Origin of the sequence: Streptomyces sp. NPDC091412 (assembly GCF_044756885.1) — a bacterium.
GTDB lineage: Bacteria > Actinomycetota > Actinomycetes > Streptomycetales > Streptomycetaceae > Streptomyces.
In genome coordinates, this window is sequence record NZ_JBIVTV010000008.1 from 88304 (window position 1) to 108298 (window position 19995).

Here is a 19995-nt window from a genome sequence, read left to right on the forward strand (position 1 = left end):
GGAGGACCGGGCAGCCCGGCCCTCCCCCTGTGTGGAGCGGGAGTTACTCGGTGACCTCGTGGTCGTGGCCCTCGTGCAGGCCACCACCGCTGCCCGCCGAGCCCTTGGTGTTCTGCGGCGCCACCGGCTTGCTCAGGATGCTGGTGTCCCAGGCGTACTGGCCCACCGCGTTGGCGATGACGTCGATGTTGACGTCGAACGCCTTCATGTTGATGTTCTTCAGGGTGTCGCAAGCGGCGTGGTAGCAGGCGTCGTACGCGACACCGGCCTTACCGCCGTACGTCTTTGCCTGCGCGGCCGTCTTGATGCCCTCGGCGCCGGTGAAGGTGCCGCCCGAGGGGATACCCACCTCGATGAACGGCCCGTAGTCCGACCGGCCGGTGAAGTCGGTGCCCTCGTGCGGGATGCGCCGGCTGTCCAGGTAGTCGGTGATCTGCCGCTCCAGCTGCGCCGAGCCCTCCGGGCCGGGCCCGGCACCGACCTGGTCGGAGTCGTCACCGTCGTAGACGAACTGGGCGTAGTTCGGCGAGGCGATCATGTCGAAGTTCAGGTACAGCTTGACCTTCGCGCGGTCCGCCGCCGAGAGGCCGTCGACGTACGCCTCCGAGCCCAGCAGGCCGAACTCCTCAGCCGACCACCAGGCGAAACGCACCTTGTTCTTGACCTTCTCGTGGGCGAGGTTCAGCGCCACATCGAGGATGCCGGCGGAGCCGGAGCCGTTGTCGTTGATGCCCGGGCCGGCCGCCACCGAGTCCAGGTGGGCGCCGAACATCACCACGTTGCCGGCGTCGCCGCTCTTGGTCTCGGCGATGACGTTGTAGGTGCGCCGCATCTCCGCGAAGGTGCGGATCTCCAGGTTGACGGTCACTGCGCCGGAAGCGGCCTTGGCCGCCAAGGCCTCACCGTCCGCCTGCGTGACGCCACCGGTCGGGATCTTCGCGACGTTCGGGTCTCCCAGGGTGCCGTTGAGCGCGCCGTCGGTGTTGTTGTAGATGATCGCGCCGACCGCGCCCGCACCGGCGGCGGCCGCCTGCTTCTCCGCAAAGGTGCAGCCGCCGCGCTTGATCAGCGCGATCTTGCCGGTGAACGTCCCGGACGCGTAGTCCCCCGGCTCGCAGCCGGTGGTGTCGTCGACCGGCACCGCCGCGACCGGGGCGGTGATGCCGCCGGTGGGACTGTTGGCGGAGTACGTCATGGCGATCAACGGGACGTCCTGCTGCTGCGGCGACACCACCCGCAGGCTCTCCGCCAGCGTCTGGCTGAACTGGTAGTCGAACTCGTTCCGGGTCACCGAGTACCCGGCCTTCCGCAGTAGGCCCTCGACGTACTCGGCCGACTGCCGGTGCCCCTCCGACCCGGCCACCCGGGTGTTCCCGTTCTTGTCAGCGATCCGCTGGAACTTCTTCAGATGCTCGTACGCATCCTCGGCGTTGCTCTTCTTGACGAGCTTCTGTGCGAGCTTGGCAGCCTCCTTGGCAGGGTCGCTGTGGGCGGAGGCGGTGCCTGATCCGATCAGCAGCAGCGGCGCTATGAGCCCTGCGGCGGATACGGCGGCTACCGTGGTGCGGCGGTTCCGAGCGTTCAAGACGCTTCCTTCCGGCAGTCCATGAGAAATGGGCGTAATGGCCGAAAACAGGCCGAACGGCGTGTGGCGGTACGCCGGGGCAGGCAGGGACGGCCGGATCGCTCCGCCGCCCTGCCACCGGCAAGGAGAAAGGTATCTGCTCAGTAAACGCTTGGTAATGGGTTGCAAGAAATCTTCAACGCCGGCGCCACCCGTGCGCGCGTGCCGAGCGTTCCGACCGATCCGTGATTCAACCGAAGTTGACTGGATGTCATCGATGCTGACTAGAGTTCAGGGCATGTCGAAGGTGGATGTCGGCCGCTATCTGGAGCGACTGGGTGTCGCGGCTCCCGACGCGCCGTCAGTGGCGGGGCTGCGGGCGCTGCACGCCGCGCATGTGGCCCGGGTGCCGTACGAGACGCTGGAGATCCATCTGGGGCGGGCGACCACGGTGGATCCCGAGGAGTCGGTGGCCCGGATCCTCCGAGGGCGCGGCGGCTACTGCTTCCACCTCAACGGAGCCTTCGCCACCCTGCTCCACGCCCTGGGGTACGCCGTGACACGGCACCGCGGCGGAGTCCAGGGCAGTCGAACCGCCCGGCCTCCCGGAGCGAACGCCAACCATCTGGCCCTCACGGTGGTCTGCGAGGGCGAGACCTGGTTTGTCGACGTCGGGCTCGGTGATGCCTTGTACGAGCCGCTGCCGCTCCGTTCCGGGGAGTACCGACAGGGGCCCTTCGCCTATCGGCTCTCGCCCTCGGCGGTCGAGCCCGGCGGGTGGCGCTTCGACCACGACCCCCGTGGCTCCTTCGCCGGGATGGACTTCACCATGGCGACCGCCGGGCCGGACGACTTCGCGGCACAGCACCGGGAGTTGTCCACCTCGCCGGATTCGGGGTTTGTCCGGGTCGTCTCCGCGATCCGCAGGGACGCGGAGAGCACGGACGAGCTCCGCGGCTGCGTACTGGTCCGGACCGACGGTGACGGGCGGTCGGAGCGGGAACTGACCACCGAAGCCGCCTGGTTCGGAGCCCTCGCGGAGGTCTTCGGGCTCACCCTCACCGACGTCGGCGAGGAGGAGCGTTCCGCGCTCTGGGAGAGGGTGCTGTCGGCCCACCGGACGTGGGTCGCCGCCCGCACCGGCTGACCGGATGAGCATGCGGGCCGGTGGGACGCCGCTCCGAACCGTTCCGGGCCGCTGCGGACTGCTCCGGACTGGGTCCACGCCGAGCTCGACCGGCTGGGCGGGATGCTGCCGCACGGCGCTCGGATCGCCGGGCAGCGGCTGCGGTCCAGGGCAGGGGTTGTCCACCGCTCGGCGACGGACCGGGAGTCGGGTGTCCCGCCGGGCGACGAGCCGCCCGGCGGGACCGGTGCCTTGGCGCTTGAGCGCCAGGGCCTCTCGTTTGGATCATGCCGGGCTCGCGGGCCCTGGCACCGCTCCCCCAAGCTCTTCGAGCAGGGGGTACCCCCAGCCGCGTTGTCGTCGGTTGGCAGGGCTCCGCCCTGCCGCCCTCCTCCGCCGTGCGATCCACGGCACCAGACCCCGCTCCCTGATCCGGCCTGATCCAAACGAAAGACCCTAGCCGACGTTTCCGGGTGGTTCGCTGACCCGGAGCCCGGCGGGCGTTTGCCGGGTCAGTCGAAGTACTCCGGCTGGCTCTGGACGTTCAGCTGGTCCAGGTGGACCTTTCGGGCCGGGTCGGTGCGCCGGTCGTTGAGCTTGAGCACATCGAAGCCCTTGGCGATGTCGTTCGAGTAGATGTAGCCGTTGTAGTAGTACGCGGACCAGGAGCCGCCCACGGTCAGCCGGTCCGTGGTGAGCGGGCCGCGCTCGAAGTACCCGATCTCCTTCGGCTTCGTCGAGTCGGTGAAGTCCCAGACCGAGACGCCGCCCTGGTACCAGGCCTGGACCATGATGTCGCGGCCCTTGACCGGAATCAGCGAGCCGTTGTGGGCGACGCAGTTCTCGGTGTCCGCCTGGTGCCGGGGGATCTTGAAGTAACCGCGGAAGACGAGCTTGCGGTTGTCGCCCTTGCCGACGATGTCGTAGATGCCGTCGGCTCCGCGGTTCGGGCCGATGGCCTCGTTGCAGGTCGCGGCGCCTCCGCCGCCGAGCTCGTCGGTGAAGACGACCTTCTTCGCGGTCTGGTTGAAGGTCGCCGAGTGCCAGAACGCGAAGTTGACGTTGTCCTGGACCTGGTCGATGACCTTCGGGTGCTCCGGGTCCTTGATGGACATCAGGATGCCGTCGCCCATGCAGGCACCGGCGGCCAGGTCCTTCGACGGCAGCACGGTGATGTCGTGGCAGCCGGTCGTCTTGGAGACACCCGGGTTGGTGGGCGCGCCGGGGTTGCCGCCCCCGTCGGGGCCGTCACCCGGGAAGAGCACCGCGAAGTTGACGAGCGCGGCCTTCTGGGGAGCGTCGCGCGGCACCTTGACGATCGAGATGCCGTCGTGCGGGGGCTGACAGTCGGGGAACGAGGGGCTCGGGGAGTACGAGGACACGTAGATGTAGACGTTGCGGCCATGGGGAACGATGGAGTGCGTGTGCGAGCCGCAGTTGGTCTCGACAGCCGCGACGTACTTCGGGTTCTTCTTGTTGCTGATGTCGAAGACCTTCATGCCCTCCCACGACGACTTCTCAGTCGCGGGCTGCGGCGTGCTCGAGCAGGAGTTGTCGCTGCGTGAGGAGTCGGTCGACAGGAACAGCAGGTTCCCGGAGACGGATATGTCGTTCTGCGACCCCGGGCACAGCACCTGGGAGACCGTCTTGGGAGCCTTCGGGTTGCTGACGTCGAAGATGCGGAAGCCGTCGTAGTTGCCGGCGAACGCGTACTTGCCCTGGAAGGCCAGGTCGGAGTTCAGGTCCGTCAGGGCGTCCTTGGGGACGTTGGCGAGGTGTTGGATGTTGTCGGAGTGGACGATCTCGTCCTGCGCCGGTATCTCACCCTTGGCGATGGCCGTTCTGGTCTCGGCCTCCTCGCTCTTCGACACACGCTGAGTCGCGGCGGTGGCGTCGCCGGGGTCGGGCGTCGCCATGGCCGGTGCTGCCGTGAGCAGCGCCGCCAGCAGGCCGGTGGCGGCTGCCACAACCCCGAGGTGTCTGGGCCGTGTTCGGGGACTGTGCAACAGGTTCACTGTTTCCTCCCTGGTCTCCGTTCACAAGGGAACGGTTCACGGACAACGGCAGTATCGTATTTTTTCATGTACAGATCAAAGGATGGCAACACACTCACCGTGAATGTCTTTGATCGTGCCAAGTGGCTGGGGGTCACCGCTCTCGCCCTTGTCGCCCTCACTGTCAGCGGGTGCGACTCGGGCACGGACGCCCCGGCGAAGAGCAGCGCGCCCGGCCCCTCGGTGATCGCGCCCGGCAAGCCCGGTGAGCCCGCCCGGACCCTGTCCGCCGAGGACGCCGCGAAGGAGATCCCCGACGGGTCCCCCAACGGGGCGGACTTCGAGTACGTCCAGATGATGATCATCCACCACGGCCAGGCCCTCGAAATGACCGAACTCGCCGAACACCAGGCGAAGTCGAGCGGCGTGAAGCGGATCGCCTCACGTATCGCCGCAGGTCAAGGGCCTGAAATCGACGCCATGAAGGGGTGGTTGAAGAACCACGGCGGGGCACGGCGCACGAGTGGCGGCGCCGGCTCGGGGCACAACCACGACCATGCCACGATGCCCGGCATGGCGACCGAGGCACAGCTGAAGCAGCTGCGCGCGGCGCGGGGCACGGCCTTCGACGAGCTGTTCCTGAAACTCATGATCATGCACCACAACGGCGCGATCATCATGGCCACATCGGCGCTCTCGGACGGCAACAACGTACAGGTCGAGGAGATGGCGAACGAAGTGATCGCACAGCAGACCAGCGAGATCAGCCGGATGCGTGCGATGCCCTGACGATCGGCGTGGCGTTCCGCAGGCGTCTCCCCCGGGCGCGCCCGGCGGCGCGATGCGGAAGGCGGCAACCGCAGTCGCCCCGCGCCCGCCGGGCAGCCCCGCGGAACACCTCCTGAACCCTGGTGTCGAGGCGGCCGGGCAAGACCACTGAGTGCTCCAGGACGGTCTCTTATCCCAAGGCCGCCAGAAGTGCGCGCTCTGTGTCCGTGGCGAGTCCGGCGCGGCGCGACCGGTGGAGTCCCTGCTCGCGTTCCCAGCGCAGCGTGTCGGCGAGGAGGTCGGTGCGGGAACGGTGGCGCAGGCCCGCGGCGGTGGCGGCGGATGCGTCGCGTGCCGCCCAGCCCTCCCAGCCCGGTTCGACCACCCACATGGGCAGTGAGTCGACGCCCATGTACTCGGTCACTCCGTGCGCGAGGAGTTGTTCGGACGCGACGGAGACGACCGGTCCGGTGTGCCCGCCGACGCTCCGAGACAGCGCGATCCACTCGGCGAAGGGCACCATCGGGCCGACCGCGTTGTATGTGCCCGTGGTTCGGCGTTCCGCCGTATCGAGGAGCCACGTCGCCAGGTCGCGCACGTCGATGGTCTGCGTCGGTGCCTTCGGGGTGTCGGGGACGAGCAGCGGCGCCTGCGGGGCACGGGCGGCGCGGGCGACCCAGTAGCCGGAACGATCGCTGTGGTCACCGGGCCCGCCGATGAGTCCGGCACGCGCGACCAGGAGCCGGTCGGCCAGGACTGTCCGGGTGAGCGTTTCGCAGGCGGACTTGGCCTCGCCGTACAGCTCACGACCGACCTCTTCGTGTTCTGTGGCGGCCAACAGGGCGGCGGACTCGTCCGCGCCGGGCTCGCCATGGGAGGCGTACGCGCTGATCGAGGAGACATAGATCCAGTGACGTGCCCGCGCGCCCAGGGCCGCAACAGCTCCCCGTACGAAGCCGGGTTGCCAGGACACCTCGAGCACAGCGTCCCATTCCCGGTCGGGCAGAGACGCGTACGCGGCGGGGTCGCGCCGGTCCGCGGTCACCAGACGCGCGCCTTCCGCGACGGGCCCGCTGTCACCACGCGCCAGGCACGTCACCCGGTGGCCACGACCGAGTGCCTGCCGGGAAACTTCACGGCCCAGCCAGGCCGTACCACCGAGGACCAGGATCTCCATGCGCTCCATGACGGCACTCAATCAGCATGTCCCGACCGAGCCAAGAGGCCTCTGCCGTCGGCAGAACCGCAGGACCCGCACCGGGCTGTCGGTCACTCGGCGGAGACCGGCGCCGTCCTGCGGTCAGCCCGCCGATTCGGCCGCGTGCGGGCTGAGGACACCGGCCATGACCAGCCCGATGATGACGATGCCGAGGACGATCCGGTACCAGACGAACGGCATGAAGCTCTTCGTGGAGATGTACTTCATGAACCAGGCGATGACGGCGTACCCGGAGACGAAGGCGACCCCCGTGGCGAACAGCGTCGGCCCCCACGCCACGTGGTCGCTCTCCATCGCGTCCTTCAACTCGAAGACACCGGAGGCCAGTACGGCGGGAATGGCCAGCAGGAAGGAGTAACGGGCCGCCGCCTCACGCCGGTAGCCCATGAACAGCCCACCGCTGATGGTGGCGCCCGAGCGGGAGACACCCGGGATCAGGGCCATGGCCTGGCAACAACCGTAGATGAGGCCGTCCTTGACGCCCAGGTCCCGCAGCACCTTGCCCTGCTGGGGCGCCCGGTGCCGGCCGCCCCTCTCGTCACGCGCCGCCAGCCGGTCGGCGACACCGATGACCACGCCCACGACGACCAGCATGGTCGCGGTCACCCGCAGATCACGGAACGGCCCCTCGATCTGGTCCTTGAGAGTCAGCCCGAGCACCCCGATCGGTATCGATCCGACGATCACCAGCCAGCCCATGCGGGCGTCCGGATCACGGCGCATCGCCCTGCTCCCCAGCGAACGGGACCAGGCCGACAGGATCCGGCCGATGTCCTTGCGGAAGTAGATCAGCACCGCCGCCTCCGTGCCGATCTGGGTGATCGCCGTGAAGGCGGCGCCGGGGTCCTGCCACCCGGAGAAGGCCGCCGTCAACCGCAGATGCGCACTGGAGGAGACGGGAAGGAACTCGGTCAGCCCCTGGACGAGTCCGAGGATGAGGGATTCAAACCAAGACATGAAGGTACGGAGTCCAAGGAGCCGATCCGGAAAGGGCGATGGACACACCGGTCCACCGTGCCTGGTGATCGAGTGCGCCGCGGGGGCAAGGTAACGCCCGCAGATGACGGGACCGCGAACAACGCCTTCACAGATCGCCACGCGCTTCTGACGACACCGTCGACCAGTTGCGCCCGGTCCCGCACCTACAGCTTGGTCATGATGCGGCTGACGTGGGACTTCACCGGCGTTTTGCTCTGCCTCGCCCCAGCGGGACCGGCTCGCTGTCCGCCCGGTGCGGCAGCCCGGACACGGTGCTGTGAGCTGCCGTGTCACGGAGCCAGGCAAGGAATGCGATGACGAAGAGTCCTTCAACGAGCAGAGAAAGTACGCCGTAAGGGGGCTCCCAGCCGGGTTCGTGATAGCCGTCCGGCAGACCGACGGTGCGCGACAGCAGAAAGCCGGTGATCATGCCGAGGCTGACGAGTGCCCCGGTCAGCCAAGCGGCCAGGGAACGTTTCATGAGGACGAGCGCCAGAGCGACGGCAAGCATGACGGCGCTGCCTACGGCGAACAGGACGCCGATGTAGAACTTTTCCTCAAGGTGATCAGGAATGAGGAGTGTGTGCAGCACCGCGTTGGCGACAGCACAGCATGCTCCCAGTCCTCTCAGGGAGGCTTTGGCTGCATGGGTGGAGTTCATTCGTGCCTCCAGCTGTTCACGTGCCTGGAGCACAAGGCCTCGGGGGAAGCCTCGGCAGCGGAAAGCCGGAGCGGGACCTCGGCTCACCGCTCGCAGACGGGGAGGGCGTGCGCTTCACGACGTTCCGGCCCGGTCGAGTGATCGCTGTGGTCAGCGGGAGGCGCCCCCCGCTGACGGGGGCTCGGCCGCCCGGCAGGCCGGGCAGATGATCTGCGCATGTTTCCCGTATCGCCGGGTCAGTCCCTGACAGCGCGGGCAGTAACCGACCTCTTCAGGTGTGCACCCCAGCAGGCGTGCGGCGGCCGTCCGGTCGGTCGCCGGGTCGATACGCTGAGCCATCTCGTCCACATGTACGAACATATCCGGCCATACCGAACACCCGCATGCGCAGGCTCGGTGAGCCCCGCACCGGGACGGCCTCCGCGAGCACGGTGCCGTTCCATGCAGCGCGCATCATGACCGGCCGCCTCCGACGAGGCCCTTGGACTCCATACCGCGACGCCGGAGCGCCGACCACCGGCCCAACGGTGACCGCGCCTACACTCCCCCGCCCTTGCCGGCAGCCGCTCGCAGGGCGTGCCGGAGCCGGTCGACCCCGGGCGCACCAGCCAAGCCATGCGGGGTGCGGTAGATCCGGCACGCCACCGAGGGCGAGGAGCCCGGCTCGGCGAACGGATCGCGGCCGTCGATCAGGATCGTCGGGGAGCCAGTGAAACCCGACCGCTCGGCCTCACCTTGATCCGTGATCACCCTGGTGGTGAAGGTTTCGCCGGACAGTCCGACGCCGTCCAGGGCCTCCCGCAGCTGCTCCTCGGCAAGCCTCTGGTTGGGGCATCCTGGCACCACGAAAAGCTCGATCTCCATACCTCCAGAATCCCGCATCACCTCCAGGACCCCGCATCCGGGCATGTTTCAGACCACCTACCCGCCCAGCGCTCAGGTGGAGGTGGTCACGTCGACGGGCCCCGGCGAACGCTTCACTGGCGACGTCTGCCTCAACCTGATCAAGGCCCCCACCGCACCGGGCCGCCTGGCCATCGGTCACATCGCCATCGTCGTCGGCGACGGTGATGGCGACGGCACCGCCTGGCTCGAACCCGTAACCGACGAGCAGTACGTCGCGGCCCCCGCCGCGGTCGACGGCTGACCAAACGGAACGCTGCCGCACGCCCGGGGTCGAGCGCGGCCGCCGCGCGCAGGGCGAGAAGTGCTGCCGCAGAGCGCCCGACGTGGTGGTGACACGTATCGACGATGGCGGGAATACGGCGGCACGGTATGTTCTCGCCATGCACACCATCGCCGTCCTGGCGCTGGATCAGGTGATCCCCTTCGACCTGTCCACGCCGATCGAGGTCTTCTCCCGTACGCGGCTTCCCGACGGGCGTCCCGGTTACCAGGTCCGCGTGTGCGCCGAGCGACCCGAGGTCGACGCCGGCACGTTCACCCTCCGCGCGCACCGCGGACTCGACGGGCTCGACGGCGCGGACACGGTCATCGTGCCGGGCACGGCCGCCCCCACCGCACCGCTCACGCCCGCCGTCCACGACGCGCTGCTGGCGGCCGCCGCGGACGGCACCCGGATCGCGTCCATCTGCACGGGCACCTTCCCGCTGGCCGCCACCGGACTCCTCGACTGGCTGCGCGCCACGACGCACTGGATCGCGGCGGACCTGCTGGCCGCACTGCATCCGAAGGTGACGGTCGACCCCGACGTGCTGTACGTCGACAACGGCCAGTTCCTCACCTCCGCGGGCGCCGCCGCAGGCCTCGACCTGTGTCTGCACATGATCCGCGGCGACTACGGCTCGGCGGTGGCCGCCGACGCGGCCCGGCTCTCCGTCATGCCGCTGGAACGGGAGGGCGGGCAGGCGCAGTTCATCGTCCACGACCACGCGCCCACACCGCAGGGATCCTCCTTCGAGCCCCTGCTCACCTGGCTCCAGGAAACTCTGGGCCGGAACCTGACCCTCGCCGACATGGCCGCGCACGCGGGCGTCAGCACCCGCACCCTCATGCGTCGCTTCCGCGAGCAGACCGGCACCACCCCGCTGCAATGGCTGCACCGGGCGCGCATCCGGCAGGCCCAGCACCTCCTGGAGACCACACGGCACCCGGTGGAGCGGATCGCGGGACGGGTCGGGTTCGGCTCGCCCACGGCGTTCCGCGACCGCTTCAAGCGGACGACGGGTGTCAGCCCACAGACGTACCGCCGCACCTTCAGCTGAACCCCTCCTTCCGGGCCCGCGGCCACGCGCACGGTGGGGCCGCATCCGCTCCTCCACCCAGGCCCTGGAATAGCCGCGGACCCGCCCGCGTTGCCGCGCACATGACGACGAATGCGCCGCGGCCCGAGGTGCTGCGATACACCGCCTTCTCCAGCGCCCCCGACGGCGGAAACCCCGCCGGCGTCGTTCTGGACGCCACCGCCCTGGACGACGGCGACATGCTGGCCATCGCCGCCGACCTCGGATACTCGGAGTCCGCGTTCCTGACCGCGCCCCCGGAGGGCCTCGGTGGCCAGGAGGGTTGGGCGTACGGCATCCGCTACTTCAGCCCCAAGGCCGAGGTGCCGTTCTGCGGGCACGCCACCATCGCGACCGCCGTCGCGCTCGCCGAACGGATGGGCCCCGGGGAGCTGGTGTTCGCGACGCGCGCCGGCACCGTGCCGGTGGAGGTGACGGCGGAGGGCGGGACTGTGAGGGCCACACTCACCAGTGTCGAGCCGCACATCGAGGACATCGCCGACACCGACCTCGCGGAGGCGCTCGCGGCCCTCGGCTGGCCGGCCGCCGATCTCGACCCGGCCTTCCCGCCCCGCATCGCGTTCGCCGGCGCCCGCCATCTCGTACTCGCGGCGGCGACTCGCGCGCGCCTGGCGGATCTCGCGTACGACTTCGCACGCCTCGAAGCCCTGATGCACCGCTTGGACCTGACCACGGTCCAGTTGGTGTGGCGGGAGTCGGCCACCGTCTTCCATGTCCGTGACCCGTTCCCCGTCGGCGGCGTCGTCGAGGACCCGGCGACCGGCGCCGCGGCCGCCGCGTTCGGTGCGTACGCCCGTGAGCTCGGCCTGGTCCCCGAGGACGCCGTACTGACCCTGCATCAGGGCGAGGACATGGGCCGCCCCGGCGAACTCACGGTGACACTGCGCGCGGGTGACCCGCGCGTCCGGGTCAGCGGCACGGGAGCACGCATCGGCTAGGGTCTTTCGTCTGGATCAGGCCGGATCAGGGAGCGGGGTCCGGTGCCGTGCATCGCACGGCGGAGGAGGGCGGCAGGGCGGAGCCCTGCCGACCGACGACAACGCGGCTGAGGGTACCCCCTGCTCGAAGAGCTTGGGGGAACGGTGCCAGACCCCGCGAGCCCGGCCTGATCCAAACGAGAGGCCCTAGTCGGTCCTTGCCGACCGGGCGGCGGCGCCCGTACTGGTGACGGCGGTGCGGGCGGACTCGTCGACGTGGAGCGTGAAGACGTCGGGGCGCGCGTAGTGGCCGGTGGGATCGAAGTCGAAGCGGGCACGTGTGAGGTCGTCGAGGTCGAGTTCGGCGGTCAGGATGCCCTCGCTGCCGCGCAGCGGGCCTGCGAGGACCTCGCCGAGCGGGGAGACGATGACGGAGCCGCCACCGATCAGGACGGTGTCGGGGGCGTCGCCCTGGACGGGGTGGAGGTCGGCGGGCAGGGCTTCGCGGCGCAGGTACTGGCCGGCACTGAGGACGAAGCAGCGGCCCTCCAGGGCGATGTGCCGCATGCTGGCCTGCCAGGCGTCGCGGTCGTCCACGGTCGGAGCGCACCACAGGTCGATGCCCTTGGCGTACATGGCCGTGCGGAACAGCGGCATGTAGTTCTCCCAGCAGATGGCCGCGCCGAGGCGGGCCGTGCCGGTGTCGACCACCGGGAGGGTGGAACCGTCGCCCTGACCCCACAGGTAGCGTTCGGCGGCGGTCGGCATGAGCTTGCGGTGCAGGCCCAGGTAGCCGTCGGGGCCGAAGAAGAGGGCGACGCAGTAGAGGGTGCCGCCCTGGCGTTCGACGGCGCCGACGACGGCGTGGCAGCCGAGGTCCCGGGTGAGGGCGGCCAGGGTGTCGGTCTCGGGGCCGGGGACGTCGATGGCGGCGGCGTGGTAGCGGCGGAACAGTTCGCGGCCGGCCGAGGTGCGGCTGCCGACGGTGATGTCGAAGTCCAGGCCCTTGGGATAGCCGCCGAGGAACGCCTCGGGCAGGACGACGACCTCTGCGCCTCGGTCGCTGACGGCCTCCCGGACGAGCTCCGTGGCGCGGTTCAGCGCGGCCTGTGTGTCGAACAGCGGGGCGGCCGCCTGGACGACGGCAGCGGTCACGGTACGACGGGACTCGGGGGCCGCGGCAGCGGCAGGGGGCAGCGAAGTCATGGCACCGAGACTAGGAATCCCCCGCATCACCGAGCAAGGCACTGAGGGATGACGGGGGCTGACACGCCGGGTTGCGTATCACCGTCGGCCAGGCCGCAGGGCAGGTCCCCCAAGGAGTCCCATGGTGACGACCAGGTCGGCGTCGCGCATCGGCTGATCGGCGGTGGTCACGCCTCTGCCTCCGGGTAGTCGTCCAGGATGGCGAGCGCCGCGGCGGTCGCGGCGACCGGGTCGCCGGCGCGTACGGCTTCGAACAGTGCCGTGTGGAACGGGTCGTCTCCGGCGTCGTCCATGCACTGGTTCGCCTTGACGGTCTCCCACAGGACGTCGCTCATGTTCCGGTAGAGGTCGCTGAGCACCGGGTTGTGGGACGCCTCGGCGATGCGCAGGTGGAAGTCGACGTCGGCATCGGTGAAGGCGTCCAGGTCCCGGGCCCGGCCTGCGGATTCCCTGCGTTCCATGGCTTCGCGGATCACGGCGAGGTCGTCATCGGTGCGCGTCGTGCTGGCGAGGCGGGCGGCGACTATGTCCAGGCCGCGGCGGACAACGAGGATGTCGGCGGTCCTCGCCCGGTCGAAGTGCCGGCGCAGTGCGACCTGGCCCTCGTCGGTGGCGATGACGTAGGTGCCGTCGCCTTGACGCGTGGTGAGCAGTCCCGCGTGGACGAGCACCCGGACCGCCTCGCGGATGGACAGCCGGCTCACGGCGAGGGTCGCGGCGAGCTGGTCCTCCGGCGGTATCCGGTCGCCCACCTGCCATGTGCCTCGCGCGAGTTCTGCCCGCAACTCGTTGATCACAGCGTCGACGATCGACATTCGTGCGACGGGTTTCATGCAACCCTCTTCCCTGATCATCAGATGACTTGATAACCATATGACTCTCCCGGGACGGAGTTCCAGCCCTTTCACCGACTCGAAGGGGGCCGCTGGCATGACCCACGCCCTGTTCACCCACATTCGCCCTCATGGCGGAGATCCTCACGACGTGCTGGTGACCGACGGCCGCATCGCGGCCATCGATCCCGCGACGCGGCCCGGGAACTGCGTCGTCGTCGACGGCGGCGGTGCCCTTGCCCTGCCTTCCCCCGTCGACGCGCACATCCATCCCGACAAGTCGGCCTGGGGCCGGCCGTGGCTGAGCCGCGAACCCGCCGACACGCTCCGCGAACTGATCACGAACGACGTCGCCACCCAGCGCGCCATGACCTCTCCGGTGCACGAACGCGCCGGCGCCCTGATCGCCCGGGCGGTCGGCCGCGGCACCCGGGCGATGCGCGCGCACGTCGATGTCGCACCGGTCCACGGGCTCTCCCACCTGCACGGAATCCGCGCCGCCGCCGCTCCGTTCGCGTCGGCGATGGACCTGCAGGTGGTGGCCTTCCCCCAGCTCGGCCTCCTCACCGAGCCCGGCACCGCCGAGCTGCTGGAGCAGGCCGTCAAGGAGGGCGCCGACATCGTCGGCGGCCTGGATCCGGTCGGCATCGACGGTGACCTCGACGGGCATCTGGACGTCCTGTTCGGCATCGCCGAGCGCACCGGCGCACCGATCGACATCCACCTGCACGACCGCGGCCGAGCGGGCCTGGACCAGATCGCCGAGATCGCCCGCCGTACCCTGGCCGCCGGCATGCGGGGAAAGGTCACGATCAGCCACGCGTTCTGCCTGTCCGACTGCGACGCCACCGAGTTGGAGCGCACCGCCGAGTTCCTGGCCGACGCGGACGTGGCGGTGATCACGTGCGCGCTCGGCAGCGAGCCGGTCGTGCCCTTCCGGCCGCTGGTGGAACGGGGCGTGCGGGTCGGCGCCGGTTCGGACGGCGTGCGGGACGCCTGGACCCCGTTCGGCGACGGCGACATGTTCACGCGGGCGCATCTGCTCGCGTACCGCACCGATGCCCGCACCGACGAGGAACTGGCGGCGTGCTACGCCGTGGCGGCGCACGGCGGCGCGGACGTCATGGGCCTGGAACGGTCCGACCTGCGGATCGGCGACCCCGCCGACTTCGTTCTGCTGGCCGGGGAGTCCGTCGCGCAGGTACTCGTCGACCGGCCGCTGCCCGCGATGGTCGTCCGGGCCGGGAACGTCGTCGCCCGTGACGGGCGCCTCGAGAGGACCACCCGGTGAAGCGCCGCAGGCCGGCCCTGCTCACCGGCGGACTCGCGCTCGCCCTGACCGCCTGCGGCAACACCGCGCCGGGCGGGCAAGGAGCGGCGCTCACGACGGCGGACCTCGCCACCACCACCGCGTCGGCCACCCACGGCGTGGACCGGATCACCTGGAACCTGCCCTACGAGCCACAGACGCTGGACCCGATCCGCTCCTTCAACTACGCCGAGAACACCGCGCTCGCGAACATGTGCGAGAGTCTGATGCGGCTCACCCCCGACCTGAAGATCCGCCCCGGTCTGGCCGTGAAGGCGGAGAATCCGACCCCGACCCGGTGGGTCTACACGCTGCGCAAGGACGTCAGGTTCTGGGACGGCGAGCAGATGACCGCCGACGACGTGGCGGCCAGCCTCAACCGCCACCTCGACCCGACGCTCGGCACCTGGTGGAGCGACTACTTCGAGACCGTCGCCTCCATCAAGGCGACCGGGCCGTACCAGGTCACGGTGGACCTCAAGCAGCCCGACGTGCTCTTCAACCAGGCCATGGCGACCGCCGCCGGCGCCGTCGTGGAGAAATCGTTCCTGGACAAGGCCGGAAAGAACCTCGGCTCTCCCACAGGCGGAGTCATGTGCACCGGACCCTTCACGTTCGCCGGCTGGAAGTCCGGCGACTCCCTTCGGCTGACTCGCAATGACGACTACTGGAACGCCGAACTCAAGGCGAAATCAAAGACGTTGGTGTTCCGGTTCATCGCCGACGAGACCACCGCGGTCAACGCACTGCGGTCCGGCGAGGTCGACGGGCAGTACTTCTACCTCCCCCCTGCCGGACTCAGTCAACTCGTCGACTCCCCCACCGGCTCGGTCACCCTCGGCCGCTCCCTCACCTTCTGGGCCCTGCTCGGCGCCGCCAAGTCCGGCCCGTACGCCGACCCACGCGTGCGTGAGGCACTGTCGGCCTCCCTCGACCGCCCGGGAATCGCCCGGGTGATCTTCCAGGGGGCCGCGGCCCCGGAGAGCACGTTGGCCAACTCCGACTACTGGGGCTACGCCGCGGACACCTTCCGCGCCGCACACGACGCTCTGCCCGCGGCGAAGCCCGACCTCGCCCGCGCCAAGCGGCTCCTGAAGGCCGCCGGCAAGCCGTCCCGCCCCCTCACCATCGGCATCCAGGGAAGTTCGGCGGTGCACGAACAGACAGCGAGCATCATCAAGGCCGCCGGCGAGGACCTCGGGCTCGACGTCAGGATCAAGGTCATCCCGGTCGAGCAGTACGGCAACCTCTACAGCGACCCCAAGGCCCGCGAAGGCATCGACGCCTTCCTGAGCACCTGGTACGGCAACATGCCCGATCCCCTCGACGTCTACCGCGTGTTCACCAAGGGCGGCCGGTCCAACTTCGACGACTACGCATCGGTGGACGGCGCCGTCAGACAGGCCCAGGCCGCCTACGACCCGCAGCAGCGGGCCGAGCTGGTCGGCGGAATCCAGACCGCCGTCAGCAGGGACGTGCCCTGGACGCCGATCTCCTCCCTGCCCGTCATCCTCTACATGAACAAGCGGATCACCGGAGCGGTCGCCTCGTTCTCGTACCTGTACTACCCCTGGGCCGCCGGGATCGGTGCGCGATGAAGTGGCTGACATTCCTGGCGCGACGGCTGGCCGCGCTCGCGGCGGTCCTCCTCGTGGCCTCGTTCCTGGTGTACGGGCTGCTCTACACGGTTCCCGGCGGACCGATGGCGTTCCTGCTGGGCAACCGCAGCGGCAGCCCCGAGCAGATCGCGGCGATCCGTCATCAGTACCACCTCGACGAGCCGTTCCTGGTCCGCTACTTCAGCTGGCTGGGCGACGCGCTGCACGGTGACTTCGGTCAGTCCCTGGTCTACCGACAGGACGTGTCCGCCCTGATGTCCACCCGGCTGGCGACGACGGGGCTGCTGGTGCTGTACGCCACGGTGATCATCGTCGTGATGGGCATCGCCCTCGGACTGCTCGGAGCGCTGCGCCGGGGCCCGGTCGACGCGGCCGTCTCCGTGGTCAACAGCGTCTTCCTGGCCACTCCCACCTTCGTCGTGGGCGTGGTGCTGGTCGTCGTCTTCGCCCTGGGGCTGGGCTGGTTCCCGGTCTTCGGCCCGGGATCGGGCCTGGACGACCGGCTGTATCACCTGACGTTGCCCGCCATCGCCCTCAGCCTCGGCAGCGCCGGCTTCCTGGCCCGCATCACCCGCGCCTCGGTGGGCGCGGAGTTGAGCCGCGAACACGTGGAGACGGCACGCAGCCGCGGATTCTCCGAGTCCCACATCGTCCGCCGGCACGTGCTGCGCAACGCGTCGATCCCGGTCGTGACCGTCATGGGCCTCACCGTGGCCGGACTGATCGCGGGCTCCGTGGTCGTCGAGAACATCTTCGCGCTGGACGGTCTCGGCTCGCTGCTCGTACGGGCCATTCTCCAGCGGGACTTCGCCGTGGTGCAGGGCGTCGTTCTCGTCCTGGTCTTTGCGTTCGTCATCGTCAACCTGGTGGTCGACCTGTGCTACTCGCTCATCGACCCCCGTCTGTCTCCCGGGGAGGCGTCATGAAGGCACGCCTGGGCCCGACGGGCCTCACCGCACTGGCAGTTCTCGCGGTCGTCGCCGTGGTCAGCGCCTGTGCGCCGCTGCTGGCGCCCTACGATCCGAATCGGCCCGACCTCTTCAACGCGCTGTCCGGAAGCACCGGCAGCCACCTGCTCGGTGGTGACGCGCTCGGCCGGGACATTCTGTCGCGGCTGATGTTCGGGGCCCGTACGACGCTGCTGGGCCCGCTGGTCACCATCGCGCTGTCCACCGTGGTGGGCACCACACTCGCGATCGTCGCCGCGTGGTCCGGAGGCCGGGTCGACGCCGTCATCTCCCGGCTGCTCGACGTGCTGTTCGCGGTGCCCGGCATCGTGTTCGCCCTGGTGACCGTGGCCGTGGTCGGTCCCGGTATGACGGGAGTGGTCATCGGCCTGGCCGTGGCGTACACGCCGTACGTGGCCCGCGTCGTCCGCAGCGCCGCGCTGCGGGAACGCGGCCTCCCCTACGTCTCGGCCGCCTGGCTCCAGGGCAGATCGGCCGTCGCCATCTGCGGGCGCCACCTGCTGCCCAACCTGCGCCCGCTGATCGTCGCCCAGTCGGTGTCGGCCCTCGGCTTCGCGATCATCGACCTGGCCGCGATCTCGTTCCTCGGACTCGGCGTTCAGCCGCCGGCCGCCGACTGGGGCCTGATGGTCAAGAGCGGACTGGACGGCGCGATGCGCGGCCAGCCGATGGAGGCCATCAGCGCGGGCGTGCTGATCGTGATCGTGGTGGTCGCGGTGACGGTGCTCGGCGACCGGATGGGTGCTGAGCAAGGGAGTGCGCGATGAGCAACGATCTCCTGGTCCTGGACCAGTTGCGGCTGGAGGTTCCGGCCGGCCGCGGGCAATGGCGGACACTCGTCGACGACGTCGGCCTCACCGTCGCCCCGGGCGAAGCCGTCGGCCTCGTCGGTGAATCCGGCTCGGGCAAGTCGATGACCGCGCGGTCCGTCCTTCGGCTGACCCCGCCCGGCGCACGGCTGAGCGGCCGGATCCAGTTCGACGGCACACCGGTTCTCGATCTCGGGGCGCGGGAGCTGCGCGCCCTGCGGTCGCGGCGGATCGCGATGATCTTCCAGGACCCCCGGGCGCACATCAACCCGGTCCGCAGCATCGGTGACTTCCTCACCGAGGCGCTGGTCTCCAACCTGTCGGTGCCCCCGAAGGAGGCACACGCCAAGGCCGTCCGTCTCCTCGCCGATGTCGGCATCACCGACGGCGAACGCCGGATGCGGCAGCATCCGCACGAGTTGTCCGGCGGACTGCTCCAGCGCGTCATGATCGCGTCGGTGCTGGCCGTGGAACCCGACCTGGTGCTCGCGGACGAGCCCACGACCGCTCTGGACGTGACCACCCAGTCGGAGGTGATGGCCATCCTGGACGAACTGCGCCGGGACCGCGGTATGGCCATGTTGCTGATCACCCACGACCTCGAACTCGCCGCGGCGACCTGCGACCGCATCGGCGTCATGTACGCCGGACGGATCGTGGAGGTGCAGTCCGCCGAGGCGCTCACCGGATCCCCCCTGCATCCCTACAGCAGTGGCCTGTTGACATCCCGACCGAGTATCGACCAGGTCGTCCATCCGCTGCCCGTCGTCCCCGGCCGGGCGGTCGCCGCCTTCGAGGCGGGCGAAGGCTGCGCCTTCGCACCCCGCTGCGCGGTCGCCACACCGGAGTGCTCCACCGCCCGCCCGGCGCTGCGCGCGGTGGGCAACGCCCACGTCGCCTGCATACGAGCGGAGGAACCGTGACCGAGATCCTGGTCAGGGCGGAAGGTCTGCGCAAGGTCTTCGGGAAGGGCGCGGTCGCCGTCGACGACCTGTCCTTCACCCTCGCCCGCGGTGAGTCACTGGCCGTCGTGGGCGAGTCCGGCTCGGGCAAGACCACCGTCGCCCGCATGCTGCTGGGTCTGGAAACCCCCACGGCCGGCACGATCAGCGTCTGCGGACGACCGCGGACGGGCCGAACCGGCTCGGCCGAACGGCGCCGCCGGGCCCGGGAGATCCAGATGGTCTTCCAGGACCCGTACTCGTCACTGGACCCGTTGCAGCGCATCGGGGACGTCATCGAGACCAGCCTCGCCCTGCACTTCCCGCTGAGCGCGAGCGAGCGGCGCGGCCGGTCCCTGGAACTGCTGGAGGCCGTGGGGCTGAGCGACCGGCACGCCACGATGCTGCCCCGCCAGCTCTCCGGCGGGCAGCGGCAACGCGTCGCCATCGCCCGTGCGATCGCCGTCGAACCGCGGGTTCTGGTGCTGGACGAGGCGGTCGCGGCGCTGGACGTCTCCGTGCAGGCGCAGATCCTCAACCTGCTCACCGACATCCGCGGACGCAGCGGCATCAGCTACGTGTTCATCTCGCACGACCTGGCGGTCGTGAACCAGATCAGCGACACGGCGATCGTGATGTCCGCCGGCCGCGTGGTCGAGCGCGGACCGACCCGGCAACTGCTGCACGCCCCGCAGGAGGAGTACACCAAAGCCCTCCTGGACGCGGTTCCCCGACCCGGCTGGAAGCCCCGCCGTCGCGCGGCCGGCTCCCACCCTTCCCCACACCCCGCCTCCCCCCGTCCCCACCACTGAGAGGCCA

The 19995-nt window shown here is 69.8% G+C and carries 19 protein-coding genes; 11 read left to right on the forward strand and 8 right to left on the reverse strand.

The genetic code is table 11. From position 1 onward, the window contains the following. Positions 1–43: 43 nt before the first annotated feature. Positions 44–1585 (reverse strand): M28 family metallopeptidase, encoded by a 1542-nt coding sequence (locus ACIQMV_RS21125; protein ID WP_141365167.1) that lies wholly within the window; start codon positions 1583–1585, stop codon positions 44–46. 277 nt (positions 1586–1862) lie between these two features. Between ACIQMV_RS21125 and ACIQMV_RS21130 the strand changes: the two genes are divergently transcribed. After that, positions 1863–2711 carry an arylamine N-acetyltransferase gene (locus ACIQMV_RS21130; protein ID WP_402594605.1) on the forward strand — a complete coding sequence of 283 codons (849 nt, stop codon included), beginning with the start codon at positions 1863–1865 and terminating at the stop codon, positions 2709–2711. A 491-nt stretch (positions 2712–3202) separates the two neighbouring features. Here ACIQMV_RS21130 and ACIQMV_RS21135 read toward each other — a convergent pair whose 3' ends face one another. Then, complete coding sequence (locus ACIQMV_RS21135) at positions 3203–4705, reverse strand: LVIVD repeat-containing protein (RefSeq protein ID WP_402594607.1); 1503 nt, start codon at positions 4703–4705, stop codon at positions 3203–3205. Positions 4706–4771: 66 nt separating this feature from the next. Between ACIQMV_RS21135 and ACIQMV_RS21140 the strand changes: the two genes are divergently transcribed. Further along, on the forward strand, positions 4772–5473 hold the full coding sequence (locus tag ACIQMV_RS21140) for a DUF305 domain-containing protein (protein ID WP_402594609.1): 702 nt from the start codon (positions 4772–4774) through the stop codon (positions 5471–5473). Between the two features lie 169 nt (positions 5474–5642). Here the strand turns inward: ACIQMV_RS21140 and ACIQMV_RS21145 are convergent, their stop codons facing one another. The 4 genes from ACIQMV_RS21145 to ACIQMV_RS21160 form a co-directional block, all read right to left on the reverse strand. Continuing rightward, positions 5643–6629: an NAD-dependent epimerase/dehydratase family protein gene (locus tag ACIQMV_RS21145; protein ID WP_402594850.1), complete on the reverse strand. Its 987-nt coding sequence runs from the start codon at positions 6627–6629 to the stop codon at positions 5643–5645. A gap of 123 nt (positions 6630–6752) precedes the next feature. Next, positions 6753–7628 carry an undecaprenyl-diphosphate phosphatase gene (locus tag ACIQMV_RS21150; RefSeq protein ID WP_402594611.1) on the reverse strand — a complete coding sequence of 292 codons (876 nt, stop codon included), beginning with the start codon at positions 7626–7628 and terminating at the stop codon, positions 6753–6755. A gap of 220 nt (positions 7629–7848) precedes the next feature. Beyond that, positions 7849–8310, reverse strand: coding sequence for a hypothetical protein (locus tag ACIQMV_RS21155; protein ID WP_402594612.1), 462 nt, complete (start codon positions 8308–8310; stop codon positions 7849–7851). A 537-nt stretch (positions 8311–8847) separates the two neighbouring features. Further along, the gene (locus tag ACIQMV_RS21160; RefSeq protein WP_402594614.1) at positions 8848–9174 is read right to left on the reverse strand and encodes a hypothetical protein; all 327 of its coding nucleotides are present in this window, start codon (positions 9172–9174) and stop codon (positions 8848–8850) included. Between the two features lie 43 nt (positions 9175–9217). Between ACIQMV_RS21160 and ACIQMV_RS21165 the strand changes: the two genes are divergently transcribed. From ACIQMV_RS21165 to ACIQMV_RS21175, 3 genes are all read left to right on the forward strand, one after another. Next, positions 9218–9457 carry a hypothetical protein gene (locus ACIQMV_RS21165; RefSeq protein WP_402594616.1) on the forward strand — a complete coding sequence of 80 codons (240 nt, stop codon included), beginning with the start codon at positions 9218–9220 and terminating at the stop codon, positions 9455–9457. A 139-nt stretch (positions 9458–9596) separates the two neighbouring features. Continuing rightward, positions 9597–10535: a GlxA family transcriptional regulator gene (locus ACIQMV_RS21170; protein WP_402594618.1), complete on the forward strand. Its 939-nt coding sequence runs from the start codon at positions 9597–9599 to the stop codon at positions 10533–10535. A gap of 101 nt (positions 10536–10636) precedes the next feature. After that, the gene (locus tag ACIQMV_RS21175) at positions 10637–11512 is read left to right on the forward strand and encodes a PhzF family phenazine biosynthesis protein (protein ID WP_402594620.1); all 876 of its coding nucleotides are present in this window, start codon (positions 10637–10639) and stop codon (positions 11510–11512) included. Positions 11513–11698: 186 nt separating this feature from the next. Here ACIQMV_RS21175 and ACIQMV_RS21180 read toward each other — a convergent pair whose 3' ends face one another. Beyond that, positions 11699–12697 carry a nitrilase-related carbon-nitrogen hydrolase gene (locus tag ACIQMV_RS21180; RefSeq protein WP_402594622.1) on the reverse strand — a complete coding sequence of 333 codons (999 nt, stop codon included), beginning with the start codon at positions 12695–12697 and terminating at the stop codon, positions 11699–11701. Between the two features lie 167 nt (positions 12698–12864). Continuing rightward, complete coding sequence (locus ACIQMV_RS21185) at positions 12865–13530, reverse strand: FadR/GntR family transcriptional regulator (RefSeq protein WP_141365142.1); 666 nt, start codon at positions 13528–13530, stop codon at positions 12865–12867. Positions 13531–13627: 97 nt separating this feature from the next. Here ACIQMV_RS21185 and ACIQMV_RS21190 point away from each other — a divergent pair, with 97 nt between their 5' ends. Genes ACIQMV_RS21190 through ACIQMV_RS21215 form a run of 6 tightly spaced genes read left to right on the forward strand, consistent with a single transcriptional unit; the run spans position 13628 to position 19988 of the window. After that, entirely contained in the window at positions 13628–14821 is a 1194-nt protein-coding gene (locus ACIQMV_RS21190; RefSeq protein ID WP_402594623.1) for an amidohydrolase family protein, read from the forward strand. Next, the gene (locus ACIQMV_RS21195) at positions 14818–16437 is read left to right on the forward strand and encodes an ABC transporter substrate-binding protein (RefSeq protein WP_402594624.1); all 1620 of its coding nucleotides are present in this window, start codon (positions 14818–14820) and stop codon (positions 16435–16437) included. Before ACIQMV_RS21190 ends, ACIQMV_RS21195 begins: the two co-directional genes overlap by 4 nt. Beyond that, a complete protein-coding gene (locus tag ACIQMV_RS21200; protein ID WP_402594626.1) occupies positions 16434–17384 on the forward strand; it encodes an ABC transporter permease in 951 nt (316 codons plus the stop codon). The genes ACIQMV_RS21195 and ACIQMV_RS21200 overlap by 4 nt, the downstream gene beginning before the upstream one ends. Next, the gene (locus tag ACIQMV_RS21205) at positions 17381–18193 is read left to right on the forward strand and encodes an ABC transporter permease (protein WP_402594627.1); all 813 of its coding nucleotides are present in this window, start codon (positions 17381–17383) and stop codon (positions 18191–18193) included. Before ACIQMV_RS21200 ends, ACIQMV_RS21205 begins: the two co-directional genes overlap by 4 nt. Next, positions 18190–19158: an ABC transporter ATP-binding protein gene (locus ACIQMV_RS21210; protein WP_402594629.1), complete on the forward strand. Its 969-nt coding sequence runs from the start codon at positions 18190–18192 to the stop codon at positions 19156–19158. Before ACIQMV_RS21205 ends, ACIQMV_RS21210 begins: the two co-directional genes overlap by 4 nt. Continuing rightward, positions 19155–19988 (forward strand): ABC transporter ATP-binding protein, encoded by an 834-nt coding sequence (locus tag ACIQMV_RS21215; RefSeq protein ID WP_402594631.1) that lies wholly within the window; start codon positions 19155–19157, stop codon positions 19986–19988. Before ACIQMV_RS21210 ends, ACIQMV_RS21215 begins: the two co-directional genes overlap by 4 nt. The last annotated feature ends 7 nt before the right edge of the window (positions 19989–19995 follow it).

What these genes read in the sequence shown, in the direction of transcription:
- ACIQMV_RS21175 (WP_402594620.1), top strand. Translation starts at nt 10,637, where the DNA reads ATGACGACGAATGCGCCGCGGCCCGAGGTGCTGCGATACACCGCCTTC.
- ACIQMV_RS21210 (WP_402594629.1), top strand. Translation starts at nt 18,190, where the DNA reads ATGAGCAACGATCTCCTGGTCCTGGACCAGTTGCGGCTGGAGGTTCCG.
- ACIQMV_RS21185 (WP_141365142.1), bottom strand. Translation starts at nt 13,530, where the DNA reads ATGAAACCCGTCGCACGAATGTCGATCGTCGACGCTGTGATCAACGAG.
- ACIQMV_RS21140 (WP_402594609.1), top strand. Translation starts at nt 4,772, where the DNA reads ATGTACAGATCAAAGGATGGCAACACACTCACCGTGAATGTCTTTGAT.
- ACIQMV_RS21130 (WP_402594605.1), top strand. Translation starts at nt 1,863, where the DNA reads ATGTCGAAGGTGGATGTCGGCCGCTATCTGGAGCGACTGGGTGTCGCG.
- ACIQMV_RS21180 (WP_402594622.1), bottom strand. Translation starts at nt 12,697, where the DNA reads ATGACTTCGCTGCCCCCTGCCGCTGCCGCGGCCCCCGAGTCCCGTCGT.
- ACIQMV_RS21160 (WP_402594614.1), bottom strand. Translation starts at nt 9,174, where the DNA reads ATGGAGATCGAGCTTTTCGTGGTGCCAGGATGCCCCAACCAGAGGCTT.
- ACIQMV_RS21190 (WP_402594623.1), top strand. Translation starts at nt 13,628, where the DNA reads ATGACCCACGCCCTGTTCACCCACATTCGCCCTCATGGCGGAGATCCT.
- ACIQMV_RS21200 (WP_402594626.1), top strand. Translation starts at nt 16,434, where the DNA reads ATGAAGTGGCTGACATTCCTGGCGCGACGGCTGGCCGCGCTCGCGGCG.
- ACIQMV_RS21165 (WP_402594616.1), top strand. Translation starts at nt 9,218, where the DNA reads ATGTTTCAGACCACCTACCCGCCCAGCGCTCAGGTGGAGGTGGTCACG.
- ACIQMV_RS21145 (WP_402594850.1), bottom strand. Translation starts at nt 6,629, where the DNA reads ATGGAGATCCTGGTCCTCGGTGGTACGGCCTGGCTGGGCCGTGAAGTT.
- ACIQMV_RS21205 (WP_402594627.1), top strand. Translation starts at nt 17,381, where the DNA reads ATGAAGGCACGCCTGGGCCCGACGGGCCTCACCGCACTGGCAGTTCTC.
- ACIQMV_RS21170 (WP_402594618.1), top strand. Translation starts at nt 9,597, where the DNA reads ATGCACACCATCGCCGTCCTGGCGCTGGATCAGGTGATCCCCTTCGAC.
- ACIQMV_RS21155 (WP_402594612.1), bottom strand. Translation starts at nt 8,310, where the DNA reads ATGAACTCCACCCATGCAGCCAAAGCCTCCCTGAGAGGACTGGGAGCA.
- ACIQMV_RS21150 (WP_402594611.1), bottom strand. Translation starts at nt 7,628, where the DNA reads ATGTCTTGGTTTGAATCCCTCATCCTCGGACTCGTCCAGGGGCTGACC.